The sequence below is a fragment of the Microbulbifer sp. genome, from assembly GCF_036563125.1.
In the GTDB taxonomy this organism is placed as follows: domain Bacteria; phylum Pseudomonadota; class Gammaproteobacteria; order Pseudomonadales; family Cellvibrionaceae; genus Microbulbifer.
In genome coordinates this window covers 71,713-90,781 of record NZ_DATCMV010000034.1, presented here as the reverse complement: position 1 = coordinate 90,781, position 19,069 = coordinate 71,713, and the positions used below count along the sequence as shown (strand labels likewise).

Annotated in this window: 15 protein-coding genes; 11 read left to right on the top strand and 4 right to left on the bottom strand. The window is 57.5% G+C overall.

Features of this window, described 5'->3' with window-relative positions; all coding sequences use genetic code 11:
* Both VIL80_RS02605 and VIL80_RS02600 read left to right on the top strand, forming a co-directional pair.
* The coding region (locus tag VIL80_RS02605; RefSeq protein WP_332034599.1) for a pyridoxal-phosphate dependent enzyme at window positions 1–437 on the top strand (437 nt) is incomplete at its 5' end.
* 289 nt (window positions 438–726) lie between these two features.
* The gene (locus tag VIL80_RS02600) at window positions 727–2,385 is read left to right on the top strand and encodes an alanine/glycine:cation symporter family protein (protein WP_332034598.1); all 1,659 of its coding nucleotides are present in this window, start codon (window positions 727–729) and stop codon (window positions 2,383–2,385) included.
* A 62-nt stretch (window positions 2,386–2,447) separates the two neighbouring features.
* Here VIL80_RS02600 and VIL80_RS02595 read toward each other — a convergent pair whose 3' ends face one another.
* Window positions 2,448–3,782, bottom strand: coding sequence for a glutamine synthetase family protein (locus VIL80_RS02595; RefSeq protein WP_332034597.1), 1,335 nt, complete (start codon window positions 3,780–3,782; stop codon window positions 2,448–2,450).
* A gap of 257 nt (window positions 3,783–4,039) precedes the next feature.
* Between VIL80_RS02595 and VIL80_RS02590 the strand changes: the two genes are divergently transcribed.
* From VIL80_RS02590 to cysB, 5 genes are all read left to right on the top strand, one after another.
* Window positions 4,040–5,347 carry an NAD(P)/FAD-dependent oxidoreductase gene (locus tag VIL80_RS02590; RefSeq protein WP_332034596.1) on the top strand — a complete coding sequence of 436 codons (1,308 nt, stop codon included), beginning with the start codon at window positions 4,040–4,042 and terminating at the stop codon, window positions 5,345–5,347.
* A gap of 178 nt (window positions 5,348–5,525) precedes the next feature.
* Window positions 5,526–7,898: a TonB-dependent receptor gene (locus VIL80_RS02585; protein WP_332034595.1), complete on the top strand. Its 2,373-nt coding sequence runs from the start codon at window positions 5,526–5,528 to the stop codon at window positions 7,896–7,898.
* Between the two features lie 127 nt (window positions 7,899–8,025).
* Window positions 8,026–8,706: a TetR/AcrR family transcriptional regulator gene (locus tag VIL80_RS02580; protein WP_332034594.1), complete on the top strand. Its 681-nt coding sequence runs from the start codon at window positions 8,026–8,028 to the stop codon at window positions 8,704–8,706.
* Between the two features lie 13 nt (window positions 8,707–8,719).
* Window positions 8,720–9,637, top strand: coding sequence for a 5'-nucleotidase (locus VIL80_RS02575; RefSeq protein WP_332034593.1), 918 nt, complete (start codon window positions 8,720–8,722; stop codon window positions 9,635–9,637).
* Window positions 9,638–9,912: 275 nt separating this feature from the next.
* Window positions 9,913–10,887, top strand: coding sequence for an HTH-type transcriptional regulator CysB (cysB, locus tag VIL80_RS02570; protein ID WP_332034592.1), 975 nt, complete (start codon window positions 9,913–9,915; stop codon window positions 10,885–10,887).
* Between the two features lie 85 nt (window positions 10,888–10,972).
* Here cysB and VIL80_RS02565 read toward each other — a convergent pair whose 3' ends face one another.
* From VIL80_RS02565 to ppsR, 3 genes are all read right to left on the bottom strand, one after another.
* Complete coding sequence (locus VIL80_RS02565) at window positions 10,973–11,245, bottom strand: hypothetical protein (RefSeq protein ID WP_332034591.1); 273 nt, start codon at window positions 11,243–11,245, stop codon at window positions 10,973–10,975.
* 177 nt (window positions 11,246–11,422) lie between these two features.
* A complete protein-coding gene (gene pabB, locus VIL80_RS02560; RefSeq protein ID WP_332034590.1) occupies window positions 11,423–12,754 on the bottom strand; it encodes an aminodeoxychorismate synthase component I in 1,332 nt (443 codons plus the stop codon).
* A 170-nt stretch (window positions 12,755–12,924) separates the two neighbouring features.
* Window positions 12,925–13,803, bottom strand: a complete 879-nt coding sequence (ppsR, locus tag VIL80_RS02555) for a phosphoenolpyruvate synthetase regulatory kinase/phosphorylase PpsR (RefSeq protein WP_332034589.1) — start codon at window positions 13,801–13,803, stop codon at window positions 12,925–12,927.
* A gap of 225 nt (window positions 13,804–14,028) precedes the next feature.
* On the opposite strand from ppsR, the gene ppsA reads away from it, so the two are divergent.
* The 4 genes from ppsA (at window position 14,029) to VIL80_RS02535 (ending at window position 19,044) form a co-directional block, all read left to right on the top strand.
* A complete protein-coding gene (gene ppsA / locus VIL80_RS02550) occupies window positions 14,029–16,395 on the top strand; it encodes a phosphoenolpyruvate synthase (protein WP_332034588.1) in 2,367 nt (788 codons plus the stop codon).
* Window positions 16,396–16,819: 424 nt separating this feature from the next.
* Window positions 16,820–17,497, top strand: a complete 678-nt coding sequence (locus tag VIL80_RS02545) for a L,D-transpeptidase (protein ID WP_332034587.1) — start codon at window positions 16,820–16,822, stop codon at window positions 17,495–17,497.
* A gap of 214 nt (window positions 17,498–17,711) precedes the next feature.
* On the top strand, window positions 17,712–18,200 hold the full coding sequence (gene rraA / locus VIL80_RS02540) for a ribonuclease E activity regulator RraA (RefSeq protein WP_332034586.1): 489 nt from the start codon (window positions 17,712–17,714) through the stop codon (window positions 18,198–18,200).
* 1 nt (window position 18,201) lies between these two features.
* Complete coding sequence (locus VIL80_RS02535) at window positions 18,202–19,044, top strand: SMR family transporter (protein WP_332034585.1); 843 nt, start codon at window positions 18,202–18,204, stop codon at window positions 19,042–19,044.
* The last annotated feature ends 25 nt before the right edge of the window (window positions 19,045–19,069 follow it).

Here is a 19,069-nt window from a genome sequence, read left to right as displayed (position 1 = left end):
GCAGCGGCGGCACTCAGGCGGGGTTGACGCTGGGTTGCCAGATGTTGGGGGCGGACACACAGGTTACCGGTTATGCCGTGTCCGACAGTGAAGCCTACTTCATCGACAAGATACAGGAAGATGTGCGGCAGTGGGCTGAGGTGTATGCGCAGGAATTTCCATTCGACTCGCGGCGTATTCATGTGAGCGACAAGTATATCGGCCCTGGATACGGCATCGCCACCGAGGAGATATACCAGACCATCGCGCTTGCTGCGCAATTGGAAGGAATCTTGCTGGATCCGGTGTACACGGGCAAAGCATTTCACGGACTGCTGAAAGATATCGCACAGGGACATTACGCGGACTGCAGGCACATTGTATTTGTCCATACCGGTGGGCAATTCGGGGTCTTTCCCCAGCGGGCCGGCTTCAGCGCCTGTTGGGCGGATCGCTGAGCGGCCTGGCCACTCTGTATATCTGCGGGGGATATGTGCCATCCACGGGTGGTAGGGATGTGCGACAGAATTGTCCGTATTGGTGAGATAATTAGCGATTTGTTGAATTTTTGGCAAAAAAGGTGGCTATGCTGCTGTTGATTGGCGGATTACTGTTCTCGCGCGGGTGAAACTGCTAATCTGCCCGGCACTTGAGGGGCATCCGCTTTTTTCGTTAACGCGGAATTGCCTGTTTTTTTGCCGTTTTGTCGGTAAATCAATCAAAAATAATTAGGTAGTGGGGGTTGGTTTGGAATCGTTCAATCAATTGTTATTAACGCTGGATGGATTTCTGGGTTCGGCGTTCTGGTTCCCTTATGTTTTGTTGGCGGTTGGCTTTTTCTTTACCCTTTACCTTGGGTTTCCGCAGATCCGCTACTTCGGTCACGCCATCAAGATTGTGCGTGGTAAATACGATAAGCCCGGTGACCCCGGTGACACCTCCCACTTCCAGGCACTTGCCACCGCGCTTTCCGGCACCGTAGGTACCGGTAATATCGGTGGTGTTGGTCTAGCGATTTTCCTCGGTGGCCCGGCCGCACTCTTCTGGATGTGGGTGACCGCATTTCTGGGTATGACGACCAAGTTCGTCGAGGTAACCCTCTCGCATAAATACCGCATCAAGGCTGCGGATGGCTTTTATGCCGGTGGCCCGATGTTTTATATGGAACGCCGCCTGAACATGAAGTGGCTGGCGGTAATCTTTGCCATCGCTACCGTCATCAGCTCGTTCGGTACCGGTAGCCTTCCGCAGGTGAACAACATCGCGCAGGCCATGTATGACACCTTTGGCCTCAGCAAAATGCTGACCGGTGGTGTGCTCGCCATTCTGCTCGGCCTCGTAATCATTGGTGGTATTACCCGTATCGCGAAGGTGACTTCTACCATCGTGCCGGTAATGGCGGTGCTGTACATCGTCGGCGCACTGGCGGTGATCCTCTACAACTACGAGAACATCATTCCTTCGTTTGTTGAGGTGTTTTCCGGCGCGTTTAACGGCAGCGCGGCAATGGGTGGCTTCCTCGGTGCAAGTTTCGCCTACGCCTTCAACCGCGGTGTAAACCGCGGCCTGTTCTCCAACGAAGCAGGGCAGGGCTCTGCCCCGATTGCGCACGCCGCGGCGCGCGCGGATGAGCCTGTTTCCGAGGGTATGGTTTCCCTGCTCGAGCCTTTCATCGATACCCTGATTATCTGTACCCTCACCGGTCTTGTGATTCTTTCTTCCGGTGTGTGGACCGAGAAATTCATGAACCGCTTTGAGCGCGCAGACATGATGGTGGTTGCCGGCACCTACACGGATAAGGAAGAGGCCCACGTGAAGGAGTTGTTCGGATTCCTGAGTGGCCGCAGCAGTGAGGTTCGCCCCTATACCGGTACCATCGTGGTTGCCGACGGCCGCCCGCTGAACAACAGTGAATTTACCGTAATCAACTCCCGGTCTGTTGCAGAAGATGTGGAGTTCCGCGTAGGCAACGATAACTTCTCCGGTGTGCTGAATGTGAATGGCGGCCGTCTGGTGAACCCGAATGTAGAGGTCTGGGGTAACTCCCTGCTGCACTCCGTTGCGCTCACGAATCGAGCCTTCCAGAAGGGCTTCTTCGGGGAGTACGGCAGTTACATTGTTACATTGGGGATCTTGCTGTTCGCCTTTTCCACCGCGATCGCCTGGTCTTACTATGGCGACCGCTCGATGATTTACCTGTTCGGCCCGAAATCGGTAATGCCGTATCGGTTAGTGTATGTTGTGGCCTTTTTCTGGGCTGCGATTGAAGACACTACCATCATCTGGAACCTGTCAGCGGTGGCGATTGTGCTTATGACATTGCCTAACCTGTTCGGTATCTCGGTGCTGGCAAGAGAGATGAAAGAGACTGTGAAGGATTACTGGAAAGACCCCAGCCATAAGTAATCCCCGGAATTGATTCCAATAAAAAACCCGGCATTGCCGGGTTTTTTATTACTTGGTTGTGCTTACACGTTCAGGAGCAAATATTCCCGCTCCCATGAACTGATTACGCGGTTGAACTCTTCGTACTCGTCGCGTTTGATGGCAGCCCATGCGCGCACGAATTTTTCACCGAACATTTCCGCCGCTTCAGGGCACTCAGCCAGCAGGTTCAGTGCGTGTTCCTGGGTGCGGGGCAGGGCGATTGGTTCGGAAGCACAGCTGCCCTCATAGGGCTCGCTCGGCTTGACCTTTTTCATCATGCCGAGGAAGCCGCAGGCGAGGGATGCGGCAATCGCCAGGTACGGGTTGCAGTCGGCACCGGGGAACCGGTTTTCCAGGCGTTTTGCCTGCGGGGCACTGTCGGGAACGCGCAGGCCCGTAGTGCGGTTCTCGTAGCCCCAGTGCAGGCTGGTCGGTGCCGCCATTTCCGGGGTGAATCGGCGATAGGAGTTCACGTTGGGGGCAAAAAAGGTGATGAAGCCCGGGGTGAATTCCTGCGTACCGCCGATAAAGTATTTGAACAGATCGGTCTCGTTGCCGTCGTCATCGACAAAGATATTCTTGCCGGTTTTGATGTCCAGGATGCTCTGGTGCAGGTGCAACGCGCTACCGGGTTCGTCTTCCATCGGCTTTGCCATAAAGGTGGCGTAAATGCCGTGGCGCAGCGCGGTTTCACGCACGGTGCGTTTGAAGGTAAACACCTGGTCCGCGAGATTCAGCGGGTCACCGTGCAGGAAGTTGATTTCCATCTGCGCAGTGCCAGATTCGTGGATGAGGGTATCCACATCCAGCCCCTGGGCTTCGCAGAAATCGTACATGTCCTCAATGATCGCCTCGTATTCGTTGGCGGCGTCAATGCTGTAGGACTGTCGGGTTTTCTCGGTTCGCCCGGAGCGGCCGACCGGGGCGGAAAGCTTTTCATCCGGGTCGAGGTTGCGTTTGACCAGGTAGAACTCCACTTCCGGGGCAACCACCGGTTGCCAGCCCTGCTCGGCGTATTTGTCGAGTACGAATCTGAGGATGTTGCGGGTAGCAATAGGATGGAGCTTGCCGTCCCGCGTATAGCAATCGTGAATGATCTGAGCGGTGGGCTCGTTGGCCCAGGGGTTCAGGCGGATAGTTCCTGGGTCTGGTTCCAGCAGCATGTCGGTATCTGCCGGGTCCACCAGTTCGTTGTGTTCGTCGACGTAGTCGCCGGTAACGGTCTGCACCAGGATACTTTCCGGCAGGCGGCTGTCCTGGGTGAGAAATTTGGAGGTGGGGGTAAATTTACCCCGCGCGTTTCCGGCCATATCCGGTACCAGGCACTCGACCTCGGAAATTGAGTGTTCTGCGAGCCACTGGGTAATCTTGTCCATGTTACACCTTGATGATGAAAGGCTTTTCCCCGTTTGGGGTTCATTAGTATATATCCCGCCTCAGCCACCCAGACAGGTGAAGGGCGGGGCCACGGCCGGTGAAGACTATTGGTATTCCGGTACGTGGGCTTTGATTATGGCAAAAAACCGAATTATCATTCAATAAATTTTGAATAATGATTCGGTTTTGTTTCGGGCACTCAAGAGAATCCGGATGCAAAGCCGGAGCGAACCAGCCTGATTTTGGAGATTCAAGCATGCCAGTCAGTGGAACTGTCACCAAACTGCTCGGCCACGCCGATTCCTATTACGCCGCAAGCGCCAATGCTACGCCGGCATACGACGCACTCGAGGGGGCGGTTGAGGCTGACGTATGCGTTATTGGTGCGGGTTATACCGGGCTCTCTACTGCGCTGCACCTGGCCGAACGCGGCTTCAAGGTGGTAGTGCTTGAGGCTGAGCGCATTGCCTGGGGCGCCTCTGGTCGCAACGGTGGTCACGTTGGCGTTGGCCAGCGCAAAGGCCAGGAAGACCTGGAGAAAATGCTCGGTGTCGATACCGCCAAAGTCCTTTGGGATATGGGGCTCGAAGCGGTGCAGCTGGTGGAGGATCTGATCCACAAGCACGACATCCAGTGCGATCTCAAGCGCGGCATCATGCACCTGGCGGCGAAGCCCAGCCACGACGCCTGGTTAAAGGAAGAGGTGGAAGTACTCAACCAGCGCTACGGCTACGACAAAATGCGCTATGCCGAACGCGACGAGGTGCGGTCGCTGGTGGGCTCCGAGCGATTTTATGGTGGGCAGGTGGATAGCGGATCCCTGCACCTGCATCCGCTCAATTACGCGCTGGGCCTCGCCGCCGCTGCAGAAAAAGCCGGGGTGCAGTTTTTTGAAAACAGTCGCGTCACCAGCTATCACGGTGGCAATCCCTGTGTGGTGAATACCGCGAGGGGCAGTGTGCGCGCTCGCAATGTGGTGCTTGCCTGTAACGGCTATCTCGGTGGCCTGGAACCGAGGATGGCGGGGCGCATTATGCCCATCAACAACTTTGTACTGGCGACCGAGCCGCTTCCGCAGGAACTGGCGCGGGAGCTGATCGCGAACGACTACGCGCTTCAGGACACGCTGTTTGTCATCAATTACTGGAAGCTCTCCGGTGACAACCGGTTGGTTTTCGGTGGGGGCGAGAATTACACCTCTCGATTCCCTCAGGACATTCGCGCGTTCGTGCGCAAGTACATGCTGGAAATCTATCCGCAACTGGCAGATACCCGCATCGATTTTGGATGGGGGGGGACGCTCGCCATCACCCTGAACAGAATGCCCAGCATTGGCCGGCTTGAGCCAAATGTGTACTACAGCCAGGGCTATTCAGGGCACGGCGTTCCGACGGCCACATTTGCCGGAAAAATACTCGCAGAAGTGCTTGCCGGCACCGAGGAAAGGTTTGATATATTGGCGCGCATTCCAACGCCCAGTTTTCCTGGTGGAACACTGTTGCGTTGGCCCGGGCTGGTAGCGGGAATGCTCTATTACAGCTTGAAGGACAAGCTGGGCCGGTAATTGGTGGCCTCACCGATGAATCTGCTGCGTCTTCGTATGGCGGTTTTTTAGTGGGGCTAAAAATTGAATATTTGTTCGGTTTGTGGGATAACAGGCCGGTCAGTTCAATCTCCGGGTCCGTCCTAAGTGGTAATGAATGGGCAGAAACCCGAACAAAAATAACCCACGGGGAGTAACGATGACGCAGTCAGATCAGCCGTTTGCAGGCAAAAAACACATCCTGGCCTCAACCATTGGTGCCGTTGTATTTACCATCACGAGCGGCGCCATCGCTGCTGCGGAGATCGAGGAGGTGACCGTCACCGCACAGATGCGTGCCGAGTCCCTGAAAGATGTTCCGATGTCGGTCAGTGCCTTCTCTGGCGAGACCCTCAAAAATTCCAATATCAATGATTTCAAGGACCTGTTCGCGATCACTCCCGGTATTTCCGGCGACACCACGGACTCCTTCTTTGATTCCGTGTCCGTGCGCGGTGTGAACAACAACAGCTTTGGTACCGGTAGTGACCCGGCACTGGGCGTGTTCCTCGACGGCGTTTACCAGAGCCGTACCGGTGCCACCCCGACCATGTTCGACATGGATCGTGTGGAAATCGTCAAAGGGCCTCAGGGAACCCTGTTTGGCCGCAACACCGCCTCCGGTGCAATTTCCATGACTTCCCGCAAGCCAGGGGATGTGTTTGGCAGCGAGATTTCTGTGAATGCCGGTGAATACGGTCGCCTGAACTTCGAAGGTTCGGTGGATATGCCGGTGAGCGAAGATTTCGCGGTGCGTATTTCTGGTATCCACCAGGAACAAGAAGGCCATGTGAAAAACCTCTCCGGTGGCCGTAACCTGGGCGCCAGCGAAGCGGATGCCATGCGCTTTACCGGTGTGTATGAGGGTATTGAAGACACCACCATCACTCTGTTGGCGCAGTACGAAGACCGTATCAGCGACGGTACCATCTACCGCGCCCTGGGAACCGAGGGCGATTACGACCAGGTGTACAACGACCAGCAAGGTGCCGACCAGGCTGAAATCGGCGACGCAATTCTCACCATCGAGCGTGAGATGGGCGATGTAACCTTCAGCTCGATCACCGGTTACAAGACCCACAATTACACCTATGTAGAAGATTTCGACGGTACTGGACAGTCCATCGACACCTTCGTGCGGGATCAGTCCGGGGAGTTCTTCAGCCAGGAGTTCCGTCTGACCTCCAACAATTCCGGCCCGTTCAACTGGGTGCTGGGTGCGAGCTACTATCAGGAAGACCTGGACGCATACTTTGCCGGTGTCGATTCCGAGGACTTCATCTGCGCCGGTGCCATGGAAGTGGACTACGAGCTCGACGTGAACTCGTCCATGACCTGTGAAGAGCTGGCCGTGGCATTCCCTGATGAGATGGATGACGCCTTCTGGACCGGTGGCGAAGCCTGGGAATACGCCCCCACTGCGGGTATGGCCATTCCCGGTGGCGTGGTAGTGCCTGACGGCATGTCCGTGGAGGAGGCGTACACCCGCGGTGAATTCAGCGGCTGGGGCGTGTTCGCCAACACCACCTTTGACCTGACCGAGTCCACCAGCCTCGGCCTCGGTGTGCGCTATACCGAAGACCAGAAAAAATACACCGTGGATTCTCCGTGGCCGGACACCTGGACCGCGGGCTGGAACTACCAGGCCATGTTTACCGATGGCCCGATTACCGGCGACAAGACCTGGAGCAACATTTCCGGTCGCGCCACTCTGAACCACGATTTCTCTGATTCCGTTACTGCCTACGCCAGCGTGGCCACCGGTTACAAGTCCGGCGGTTTCGATTACCTGACCTACCACATCACTGATCCGGCCTACGCCGAAGATCCCGATGCCTGGCTGGAAGAGTATGAGTGGACCGTCGACAGCTCTACCGCTGAGCCCAACAGCTTTGATGAAGAACAGGTCCTGTCCTACGAGCTGGGTGTGAAGGCCCGCCTGCTGGATAACCGTCTGCACATTAACGCGGCCGCATTCCAGTACACCTACGACGACCTGCAGCAGGCCTTCTTTATTGGCGCCGCAGCAGTAACCCGCAATGTGGGTGAAAGTGAAGGGCAGGGGCTCGAAGTGGATGCCCGCTGGCTGATTACCGACAATCTGGATCTGTACATGGGTCTCGCCTGGCTCGACACCGAGTTCACCGGTGCGCCGGAAGAACTGTGTGAGAATTGCGACGGCAACCAGATGGCGTTCTCCCCGGAGTTTTCCTCTGCAACCGTGCTGACCTACACCACCGACGTGGGCTTCGGCAGCCTGGCACTTTCCGGTGAGTACACCTATACCGGCGAGCAGTTTGCCGACCTGGAAAACACCGAAGAAGTGAAGCTGGCGAGCCGCGGTCTGGTTAACCTGCGTGCTTCGCTTACTGCACCCAGCGAAAACTGGACTGCTGGCGTTTACCTGGAAAACGTGACCGGTGAGGAGTACTACCACTGGGGCTACGCGGCAGCGGATTACAACCTGCCGGCTACCCAGACCGACCCGTCTCGCGGACGTGTGGCGGGAGTCAGCCTAGACTACCGTTTCTGATCCCCACCTCCGTTTCTCCGATCATCTCGCAGGATGAGCAGAAAAGCCGGCAACCATTGCCGGCTTTTTTGTTAATCAGGTCCGTCATTTGTGTTAAAAATGGCACTTCAGTAGAAAGGATAACGAAGTGTCGACCGCAGAACAGAATCGCCGCAGAAATCAGTTGTCGCCGCGACGGGAGCCGGTTCAGGCCCGCGCCCGCGAGCGCGCCCGTCAGATACTGGACACCACCGGCCGCCTGCTGGAGCAGGTCGGGCTCAACGATCTCACCACCATCCTGATCGCCAAGGAGCTCGGTGTATCCGTCGGCTCCGTGTATCACTACTTTCCCAACAAACACGCGATCCTCTACGCCATGGGTGAGCAGTGGTTGGCAAGTCTCAGCGAGCGCCTCGACGATATGGCGGCAGGTGAGCTGGAGAATCTGGACCTGCGCGCGTTTCTCGATGACCTGTTGAGCCGCTGGCTCTCTGTCTATCGTGAGCAGCGCGGACTGCTGCCCCTGGTGCAGGCGATGTGGGGTATCCCGGAGCTGCATCAGCTGGATGAGCGGCACGATGAGATGGTCATCAACCATCTGGTGGATATGTTCCGGCGCCTGGGCTTTCGCTGCCCTCCCAACGAGACCAACCGTCTCGCTCGCGCCACGCTGGAGACCTGCCATGCCATGCTGCTGGTCATCGTAAACCAGCAGGGCGAGCGCTCCCGTCGCACCCGCGAGGACCTGCTCAATATGTTGATGGTGCTGCTGGAACCGCACCGCGACGAAGTAAAGCCCTCCGGGCTTGATGATGTGGAGGCGCCGTGAGCGCTGAGTGACCATGAGCAACGCACCGCACTCCCCCAGAGGCAATAAGCTTTCCATCGCTATCTCTTCCCGGGCCCTGTTTGATCTGCGCGAAAGCCACCAGATCTATGAGGAGCAGGGGGTGGACGCGTTTTCGTCGTATCAGATTGAGCGGGAAAACGATGTACTGCCAAAGGGCGAGGCGTTTTCCCTGGTGGAAAAATTTCTGCAGATCAATGAACGCCTCGATGGCGAACCGCGCGTTGAGGTCATCCTGCTGTCACGCAACAGTGCCGATACCGGCCTGCGGGTGTTCAATTCCATAGAGCACTATGGCCTCCAGATCAGCCGTGCTGCTTTCTGCAATGGCGGCAGCCCCTATCGCTACATTGCCCCCTTCGGGTGTCATCTGTTCCTGTCTACGGATGGCGGAGACGTGCGCCGGGCGCTGGAGCAGGGGGTGGCTGCGGCCACGCTGATTCCGGGCGGCGCGCGTCAGCGCGGTGACGATACGTTGCGCTTTGCCTTTGACGGTGATGCGGTCATTTTCTCCGATGAGGCTGAGCAGATCTTCAAGCGCGAGGGCCTCGCCGCCTTCACCTCTGCCGAGCGCGCTTCCGCCAAGCAGCCGCTGCAGGGCGGGCCCTTCAAGGGCTTTCTCGAGGCTTTGCAGCACTTGCAGGCAGAGTTCAATCCGGAGACCTGCCCGATTCGTACGGCCCTGGTGACTGCGCGCTCCGCGCCTGCGCACGAGCGGGTTATCCGTACACTGAGGGCCTGGAATATCCGTATCGACGAATCTATCTTCCTCGGTGGTTTGCCCAAAGGGGAGTTCCTGCGCGCCTTCGGAGCCGATGTTTTCTTTGATGATCAGCCCAACCATTGCGCCTCCGCCGCCGCCCACGTCGCCACCGGTCATGTTCCCCACGGTATTGCCAACCTGGATAACTAGCGCGCAATCAGATCTTTGGGGTTAGGGGGGCTATTGCGGAATATTTTTCTGTAATTCCCGGCCATCTTGCGTGTTTCTCTCCAAGGGTCGCCACATTCGGTGACCTTTTCCTCGCTTTTTGTTCTCTTTGGATTGCGTGCTATTGGCTCGCTGGCAGATTCGCTGCTATGCTTTTCGCGCATATACTTGCTTAGTTTTTATAACCAATAACTGGCGTAAATCTGAGCGCTGCCGATGTGGGCAGGCTTGCGCCGCGTGGTTGACAGGGAGAGGCTATGAAGCTGCAGCAGTTGCGTTATATCTGGGAAGTGGCCCACCACGATCTCAATGTTTCTGCCACGGCCCAGAGCCTGTTTACCTCGCAGCCGGGGATTAGCAAACAGATCCGGCTGCTGGAGGATGAGCTGGGCGTGGAGATTTTCGCCCGCAGCGGCAAACACCTTACGCGGGTGACCCCCGCCGGCGAAGCCATCCTCAAAACCGCCGGCGAGATCATGCGCAAGGTGGAAAACATCAAGCAGGTCGCGCAGGAGTTCAGTAATGACAAGCGCGGTAGCCTCGCCATCGCCACCACCCACACCCAGGCGCGCTATGCGCTGCCGGCCGTGATCAAGTCTTTCATTGCCCGCTATCCCGAAGTGTCCCTGCATATGCACCAGGGTACTCCGATGCAGATTTCCGAAATGGCTGCCGACGGCACGGCCGACTTCGCGATCGCCACCGAGGCGCTGGAGCTATTCAGCGACCTGGTGATGATGCCGGTGTATCGGTGGAACCGCTGCGTGCTGGTGCCGAAGGGGCACGAATTGTGTCAGGTCTCCAAGTTGACCCTGGAAGACGTCGCCAAATATCCCATCGTCACCTATGTATTTGGCTTTACCGGGCGCTCCAAGCTGGATGAGGCGTTTCTGGAAAAGGGGCTTTCGCCCAAGGTGGTATTTACGGCATCGGATTCAGACGTCATCAAAACCTATGTGCGTCTCGGACTCGGCATTGGCATCGTCGCCGATATGGCGGCGGTGGAAGAAGAGGACAGCGATCTGGTGGCCCTGGATGCAAGCGAGCTGTTCGAGTCCAGTGTGACCAAAATTGGTTTCCGCAAGGGCATTTTCCTGCGCGGTTTCATGTACGAATTTATTCAGCAATTCGCGCCGCACCTTACCCGCGAACTGGTGGAGCAGGCGTCGCAGGCATCGTCGCGCGCGGAAGTGGACGAACTGTTCTCTCACGTTGAATTACCGGTTTATTGAGCGGCACGTTTTTCCGCGCTGCAAACAAAAAAGCCCGGCATTTCTGTCGGGCTTTTTTTGATTTGCAACCGAGTGCGGTATCGCTTCAACGGTTCAGCACTTCCTTTACGAACTTGAAGTACACAGTGTAAACCTCGGGTTCCTTGCCTTCTTCTTCTACAACAAAGAATGGTGCGCGCTGTACATTGAAGCGCTGGGCCAGCTGCATGCCCGGGCTTTGCGCATCCCGTTCGTCGGCAATCAGAATTTCATCGAGATATTTTCCCTGATCGTTTTCCTTGAGCTTTTGTTCAACGTCGTTGCACTTGGCACACAGGGAACCATCGGCGAGGATTTTTTTGACCAGGGTAATGCGCATGTGACACGGCCTTATGATTTGCGTCCCGCCAACCTTGTGCGGGTATCCAGCGCCGCTGCGGCGACGCGGTGGAGAGGGAAATGTATAGGATTGACGCGAAATCTAGCAGACGGGAAAAAACCTTGGAAATACCGATGGGCGATAGGGTTATAACCTGCGCGGGCACTCCATCGGCGTTCAGCGAAAGCGGCTCTCCAGGGTCTCCAGCAGCAGCCGGACCTTGTCGAGGCACTCTTTGTGCTCTGCGGCTGGATCGGAATCCGCGACGATGCCGCCGCCCGCGGCGCAGCTGAGTTTGCCTTTGCTGGCGGTTAACGTGCGAATCGCGATATTGGTATCTGCGCGGCCGCAGCTGCTGATATAGCCGATACTGCCGCAGTAAACCCCGCGCGGGCTGCGTTCCAGCTCGCGAATGACTTCCATCGCCCGTCGCTTCGGCGCACCGGTGATGGATCCGCCGGGGAAGCTGGCCGCAAGTACCTGTGCAAACTCGGTATCTTCCTGCAGCTGCCCGGTGATGGTGCTCACCAGATGATGGACATTGGCAAAGCTCTGCAGCTCAAAAAGCGATGGCACGCGCACACTGCCGCGGGTACAAACCTTGCCGAAATCATTGCGCAACAGATCGACGATCATCAGGTTTTCCGCCCGATCCTTGCTGCTCGACGCCAGTGCGCTGGCGAGGTCGCGATCAAGGCTCGGGTCGCTACTGCGCGGTGCCGTGCCCTTGATCGGCTCCGTCTGCAGGAAGCGGCCGTCAGCGAGAATGAAACGCTCCGGTGAAAGGCTGAGTATGTCGCCCTGCGGCAGTGACAGAAACGCGGAGAACGGGCCGGCGGCCAGTTGGCGCAGGGCGAGATACGCGGTCAGCGAGCTGCCCTCATAGCCGGCACTGAAGCGCTGGGTAAAGTTGGCCTGGTAGATGTCGCCAGCGCTGATGTACTCCAGAATTCGGGCTATCTGCGTGCGGTACTCCTCCGCAGTGAACTCGTGTTCGAATGCGGAGGTGAGCTGGAAGGCCTCTGTGCGCGGGGCTGCACCCCAGTCGATGCCGCCAAAACGCGCGCGCAAGTCCCGCTTCTGCACCTCTGTACAGGCGGGGTGGAACACCAGGTGGCTTGCCTGCAGCTGGTGGTCGACGATCAGTGCCCAGGTGTAGAGGCCGAAATAGCCCGCGGGCAGTGGGGTAGCGCGGTTGTCCGCGGTGAGAAAATTGCCGGCAGTGCCCAGTTCATAGCCGGCGTAGCCGATTGCGCCACCACAGAAGGGCAGCTGCTGGTCCACTTCCTGTGGAGCCAGCTCGCACAACAGGTCATCCAGGGCTTCAAATGGCGCGGGATCTGTAGCGGAAAGTGTCAGCCCGCTCACGGGGTCCGCGCTCAATATGTCAAAGCGACCGCCGCGGCCGGAGGGTTGGCCGGAGTCCAGCCACACCGGGCAGGGCAGATCCGCGAGTGCCGCGAAAGCGGCCCCGGTGTTGAGCGAGTAGGGCAGGGAAACAATTTGCAAAACGTCAACCAAAGCTTCGGGCGGGTTATCCGCTCAGACTGATTCTCATAACGGGTTGTGTCGGGGGCTGGTGAGCCGGCCTTTTGGGCGGCGCTACTTTACTCCAAATTAGAACGACGCCAAAACGGATTGATGCTATGGCGAATTTCCGGACAACCGATATAGAAAATCTAGCTGATCCTGCGCTCGATCCCGGCCTGTGACATCAGTCTGGTGGCGAGTTCCTCCACGGATAGCTCAGTGGCATCAAGGTAGGGGACCTGGGCGCGTCGCAACATCTGCTCTACCTGGCGAACCTCGAATTCGCACTGTTCCGGCGATGCATAACGGCTGTTTGCACGGCGCTCCTGGCGGATACTCATCAGGCGGCGCGGGTCGATGGTAAGGCCGAACAGCTTGTGCTGAAACGGGCGCAGTATTTTCGGCAGCGAAGTGGAATCCATGTCCTCTTCGGTAATCGGGTAGTTGGCGGCGCGCAGGCCGAATTGCAGCGCGAGGTAGAGGCAGGTGGGGGTTTTACCCGAGCGGGAGACACCGACAAGAATGATGTCCGCGCTTTCAAACTCCCGGGTACGGCGCCCGTCGTCGTTGTCCATCGCGTAGTGCACCGCATCGATACGCGCGGTATAGCGGCGGTTATCCGCGATACCGTGGGAAACCCCCACGGTGCGAGCTGGATCGGTGCCAAACAGGGCGGCCAGTGGTGCGAGATAACTTTCAAATACATCCAGCATCAGTGCAGAACTCTGGTGCAGCTGCTTGCGTATCTGGTCGGACAGGATGCTGGTGATGATGATCGGCTGCAGTCCGGATTCCTCCGCGGCGCGTTCAATGCGCTGCAGCACCTGGTTGACCCTGGCTTCTGAATCCACGTAGGGCAGGGTTACCTGTTCGACCTGCTGATCGCGAAACTGAGCCAGCAGGCTGTGGCCAATCCCCTCCACCGTGAGGCCGGTGCCATCGGAAATAAAAAACGCGGTGCGTTTTTTGGTGGATTTTTCGGAATTTGTATTCTGTGGTGGATTCTCGCTGCGCTGTTCGTCGCTCATTGCCGATAGGTCTCTGCTGGTTTGTCGACAATGGTATATCAGTGGCACGATAAATTCGTGTATGGATTTTTGCTCCCCGTAGGAGTGTGACCCCATATCCCGACGACTTTTTGTAGAAAAATTACAACATAAAATGCCCGTTTTTCCCGCTTATTGCGGGGTATTATTTACAAAACCCTTCCTTATAATCGGCTGCCTGAATACGCAGTTGCAGAGGGCAATCCATTGAGCATTCACACTCTCGAATTCGCGAAGTTGGGCATGGCGGATGTCGACAAAGTCGGCGGTAAAAACGCATCACTGGGGGAAATGATCTCTTCTCTCTCCGGTGCCGGAGTCAGCGTACCGGGTGGTTTTGCCACTACCGCGGACGCATTTCGTGAATTCCTGGCGGGTGCCCAACTGGATACCCGGATTGCGGAGAGGCTGAAAGGTCTCGATGTAGAGGACGTCACGGCGCTGGCCGCCGCGGGTGAGGAAATCCGCAACTGGCTACTGGAGACCCCGTTCCCGGCTGAGCTGGAAGCGGAAATCCGCGCGGGTTACGAAGCCCTGGGTGGCGGCGAGACCGCAGTAGCGGTGCGCTCTTCGGCAACCGCAGAAGACTTGCCTGACGCATCTTTCGCCGGCCAGCAGGAGACCTTCCTGAACATCCGCGGCATCGACGCGGTACTGCAGGCGGTAAAAGAGGTGTTTGCCTCTCTCTATAACGACCGCGCCATCGCTTACCGGGTACACACCGGCTATGCGGATGTGGGGGTTGCGCTGTCTGCGGGTATCCAGCACATGGTGCGCAGTGAAACCGGCGCCTCCGGGGTCATGTTCACCCTGGACACCGAGAGCGGATTCCGCGATGTGATCTTCATTACTGCCGCTTACGGCCTCGGCGAGACCGTGGTGCAGGGCGCGGTAAACCCGGATGAGTTCTACCTCTACAAGCCTGCGCTGGAAGCCGGCAGACCGGCAATTCTGCGCCGCAACCGCGGCAGCAAGGCCATCAAGATGATTTACGACCAGAGCGGCGAATGCGGCCGTTCGGTCAAGACCGTGCAGGTATCCGAGGCGGATCGCCTGCGCTTTTCACTCACCGATGAGGAACTCACCGATCTCGCCAATCAGGCGCGCAAGATCGAAGCCCACTACCAGCGCCCGATGGACATCGAGTGGGCCAAAGATGGCGATAGTGGCAAGCTGTTCATCGTACAGGCGCGTCCGGAGACCGTACGCTCCCGCGATACCGGCACCAGCATCGAGCGCTACAAGCTGCAGGAGCGCAGCGACATCCTGTGTGAAGGTCGCGCCATCGGTCAGCGTATCGGCGCCGGCCCGGTGCGCGTGCTGGAGTCCGTGGAAGACATGGCGAAGATGCAGGACGGCGAGGTCCTGGTCACCGACATGACCGACCCCGATTGGGAGCCGGTACTGAAGAAGGCCAGCGCCATCGTCACCAACCGCGGCGGCCGCACCTGCCACGCCGCGATTATTGCCCGCGAGCTGGGTATTCCCGCGGTGGTAGGCTGTGGCGATGCCACCGAAAAGCTGACGACCGGCACCCCGGTTACCGTGACCTGTGCGGAAGGTGATACCGGCTTCGTGATGGCCGGCCAGCTGGATTTCGAGCGTTCCCTCACCGAGGTGAGCGATATGCCGGAACTGCCGTTCAAAATCATGCTGAACGTGGGCAACCCGGACCGCGCGTTTGCCTTCAGTAATCTGCCGAACCAGGGCGTGGGTCTCGCGCGCCTCGAGTTCATTTTGAACCGCATGATCGGTATTCACCCCAAGGCGTTGCTGGAACTGGATCGCCTGCCGGCGGATCTGCAGCAGAATATCCGCAACCGCATTGGCGGTTACGCTTCGCCGGAAGACTTTATCGTCGAGAAACTGGTGGAGGGTATTTCCACCCTGGCGGCGGCCTTTGCCCCCAACCGCACGATCGTGCGCCTGTCGGACTTCAAGTCCAACGAATATGCGCACCTTGTGGGCGGGCAGATGTACGAGCCCAGCGAAGAAAACCCGATGCTCGGTTTCCGCGGCGCGTCCCGCTACCGCTCCAAGGATTTCCGCGAGTGTTTTGCCCTCGAGTGCCGTGCGCTGAAAAAGGTGCGCGACGAAATGGGCCTCACCAATGTGGAGATCATGGTGCCCTTCGTGCGCACCCCGGACGAGGCGCGTCAGGTGGTGGAGCTGCTGGAAGATAATGGCCTGAAGCGCGGCGAGAATGGCCTCAAGCTCATCATGATGTGTGAGCTGCCGTCCAATGCGCTGCTGGCGGAAGACTTCCTGCAGTACTTCGACGGCTTCTCCATCGGCTCCAACGACCTCACCCAGCTGACCCTGGGACTGGACCGGGATTCCGGCCTGGTGGCGGAGCTGTTTGATGAGCGCGACCCGGCGGTGAAAATGCTGCTGTCCCGCGCCATTCAGGCCTGTAAGAAAGCGGGTAAATACGTGGGTATCTGTGGCCAGGGCCCTTCCGATCACAAGGATTTCGCTCAGTGGTTGATGGACGAGGGTATCGACAGCGTCTCCCTCAACCCGGATACCGCCGTAGATACCTGGCTCTATCTTGCGAATAACCAGAAAGCCTGACAGACGTGCACCGAAAGCGGTCCGTAAGGTCCGCCGGGTGCGTATCTAGCCTGTCGCCGAATCACCAACGGGTTCGGCTTGACACGGAAAAAAGCGACCTCTCCGGTCGCTTTTTTTTCGCGCGTACCTGAAACAATTTTCCAATCTTGCGTGTTTTTCAAAAAAGCCGTCTTTGTGGGGCGCCGGTCCGTGATCTTGTGACGACCTTTCCTGCACCCTATGTCCATTGCCATTTTCCATAAAACGCCACATTGGGGATGGAAATCAGTCTAAGAGCGCGACACCCAGTCAATAGAATCGAAAAGGTTCCCGCAAAAACATGCCTGTTTTTATGGATGATTTTCCGGGGCGTCTATTGCACTGCACATGCAGTGATTACCTTCGCTTGAAGTCCTGACGAGTTGAGTTCTGATTGAGGTGCCACATGCAAAGAAGTCCCCAATACACGCCAGAAAAGCGCACAGCACAACGATTCTTCACTGAATGTGACCAGGTCACATCGTCCCAGTTAAAGATGGCGGTGGTGGCGATGGATTCTGCACAGGGAACGCGGCGCCTGTTAGCGGTGTTGATGCTACTGCTGGGAACCCTCGTCGGCAGTCTGTGGCCGAATGTGGCCGGTGCCAACAGCGGTGCTAACTGGTTTGACGATGAGGCGGCAATGAATTCTTCCGGCTCGCCATCCATTAGCATCAATCTGTCGGAGCAAAAAGCCTACTTCTACAAAGGCTCCCGTCTGGTGGGGGTCTCGCTGATTTCCTCGGGCAAAAAGGGATTCAGCACAAGACCCGGTCACTTCCGTGTACTGGCGAAAAATCCCAACCACCGCTCCAGTATTTACGGTAGCTATGTCGACAGTTCCACCGGCCGCGTAGTGAAGGCCGACGTCGATACGCGTAAACATCGCCGCCCCGCCGGTACATACTATCGCGGCGCGAAAATGAATCACTATATTCGTTTTAATGGTGGTATCGGTCTGCACGCCTCTGGTCATGTGCCGCGCTACCCGGCTTCCCACGGTTGTGTACGCATGCCCCCGCACATGGCGAGCAAGTTCTACCAGTATGCCCGTATAGGCATGCCGGTTCGGGTGAGCTATTAAACGAGGAGGGCAGGTAGTTGATATGCCCTTGCCACTGAAGTGATTTGGCAAGCCCGCTTGTCCCCTTGTTGAGAAAGGGCAAGCCATTTGCCGGGGATTATCCATCAGGAGAATTCCCGGCATTTTTATTTGTACGCTGCGCGAGGATTGTCCTGCCGCTAAGATGAATTGGATAACTCAGTGCAATTCCGAACAATAAAATAGGAGTCCAGTCATGCGCCACACCAAAATTTCCACCCCCGATCTGTGCGACGAATTTCCGGAACTCGTCCAGGTGCTGGAGCCAATGTTTATTAATTACGGTGGCCGGGAGCAGTTTGGGGGGCAGATCGTGACCATCAAATGCTTTGAAGACAACTCCCTGGTGCGGGATCTGGTGGCGGAGCAGGGCACTGGCAAGGTTCTGGTGGTTGACGCCGGCGGCTCCATGCGCAGGGCCTGTCTTGGCGACCTGCTGGCGGAAAAAGCGGTACAAAACGGGTGGGAGGGTATCCTGATGTACGGCTGTATCCGGGATGTGGATGCGATTTCTGGACTAGAGTTAGGAGTACAGGCGCTGGGAAGCCACCCCATGAAGACCGACAAAAAAGGGGTCGGTGAGCGTGATATCGCAGTGACTTTCGGCGGCGTCACCTTTAAATCTGGAGAGTATGTATACGCTGATAATAACGGCGTGATAGTTTCTCCCCAACCGCTTATGTGAATTGGAAATATCTGAATCCATTTTATTTGCGCTGGTACTGCTGTCTGCCCTTGCGCACGCCGTATGGAATGCGGTGGTCAAACACAGTGGTGAAGGTTTCCTGCAGCTGGCGATGATTCGCAGTGTCGGCTTGTTGGTCGGCGCGGCACTGGCGACACAGCTGCCGCTGCCCGGTACAAACGCCCTGGGTTTTCTCGTCGGTGGGGCCTTCTTCCAGTATCTGTATTTCTTCCTGCTCTCCCGCTCATACCAAGCGCTGGACTATGGCACCGCCTACCCACTAGCCCGTGGCGTCACCCCGCTGATGGTATCGATCGCGGCCTTGTTGTTCCTGGATGAATCGTTGCAGCCGCTGCAGATAACCGGTGTGTTGCTGGTAACCTGCGGCATTTTTGCGCTGATCATGAAAGAGCTGAGAGTCAGCGGAAAAGGAATCTTCTATTCCCTCGGTACCGGCATCGCCATTACCGGTTACACCACCCTGGGCGCGGCGGGTGTGCGCTGTGTAGCCAATCCGCTCAGCTACGTCGCCTGGCTGGAAATCCTTTCTGGTGGTGGTGTCATTCTCGCCGTGCTGTGTACACGGCCGCTGAAAGGCCTGGCGTTTGCCCGCGCCAATTTACTGCGCAGCTCGCTTTCTGGGGTGCTCGCTACCGGTGGTTTCGGCATTGCGCTCTGGGCCACGTCGATGATGCCGGTGGCGGCGGTGGCCGCTACCCGTGAGGTGAGCATCCTGTTTGCGTCGGTGATTTCGGTATTCCTGCTCAATGAGCGGTTTTCCACCCAACGGCTGCTGGCAGCCTTGATCATTTTCTGCGGCGTTGGCACGCTGGCATTTGCCTGATCACAGGCTGGTGGCAATGAGGCAC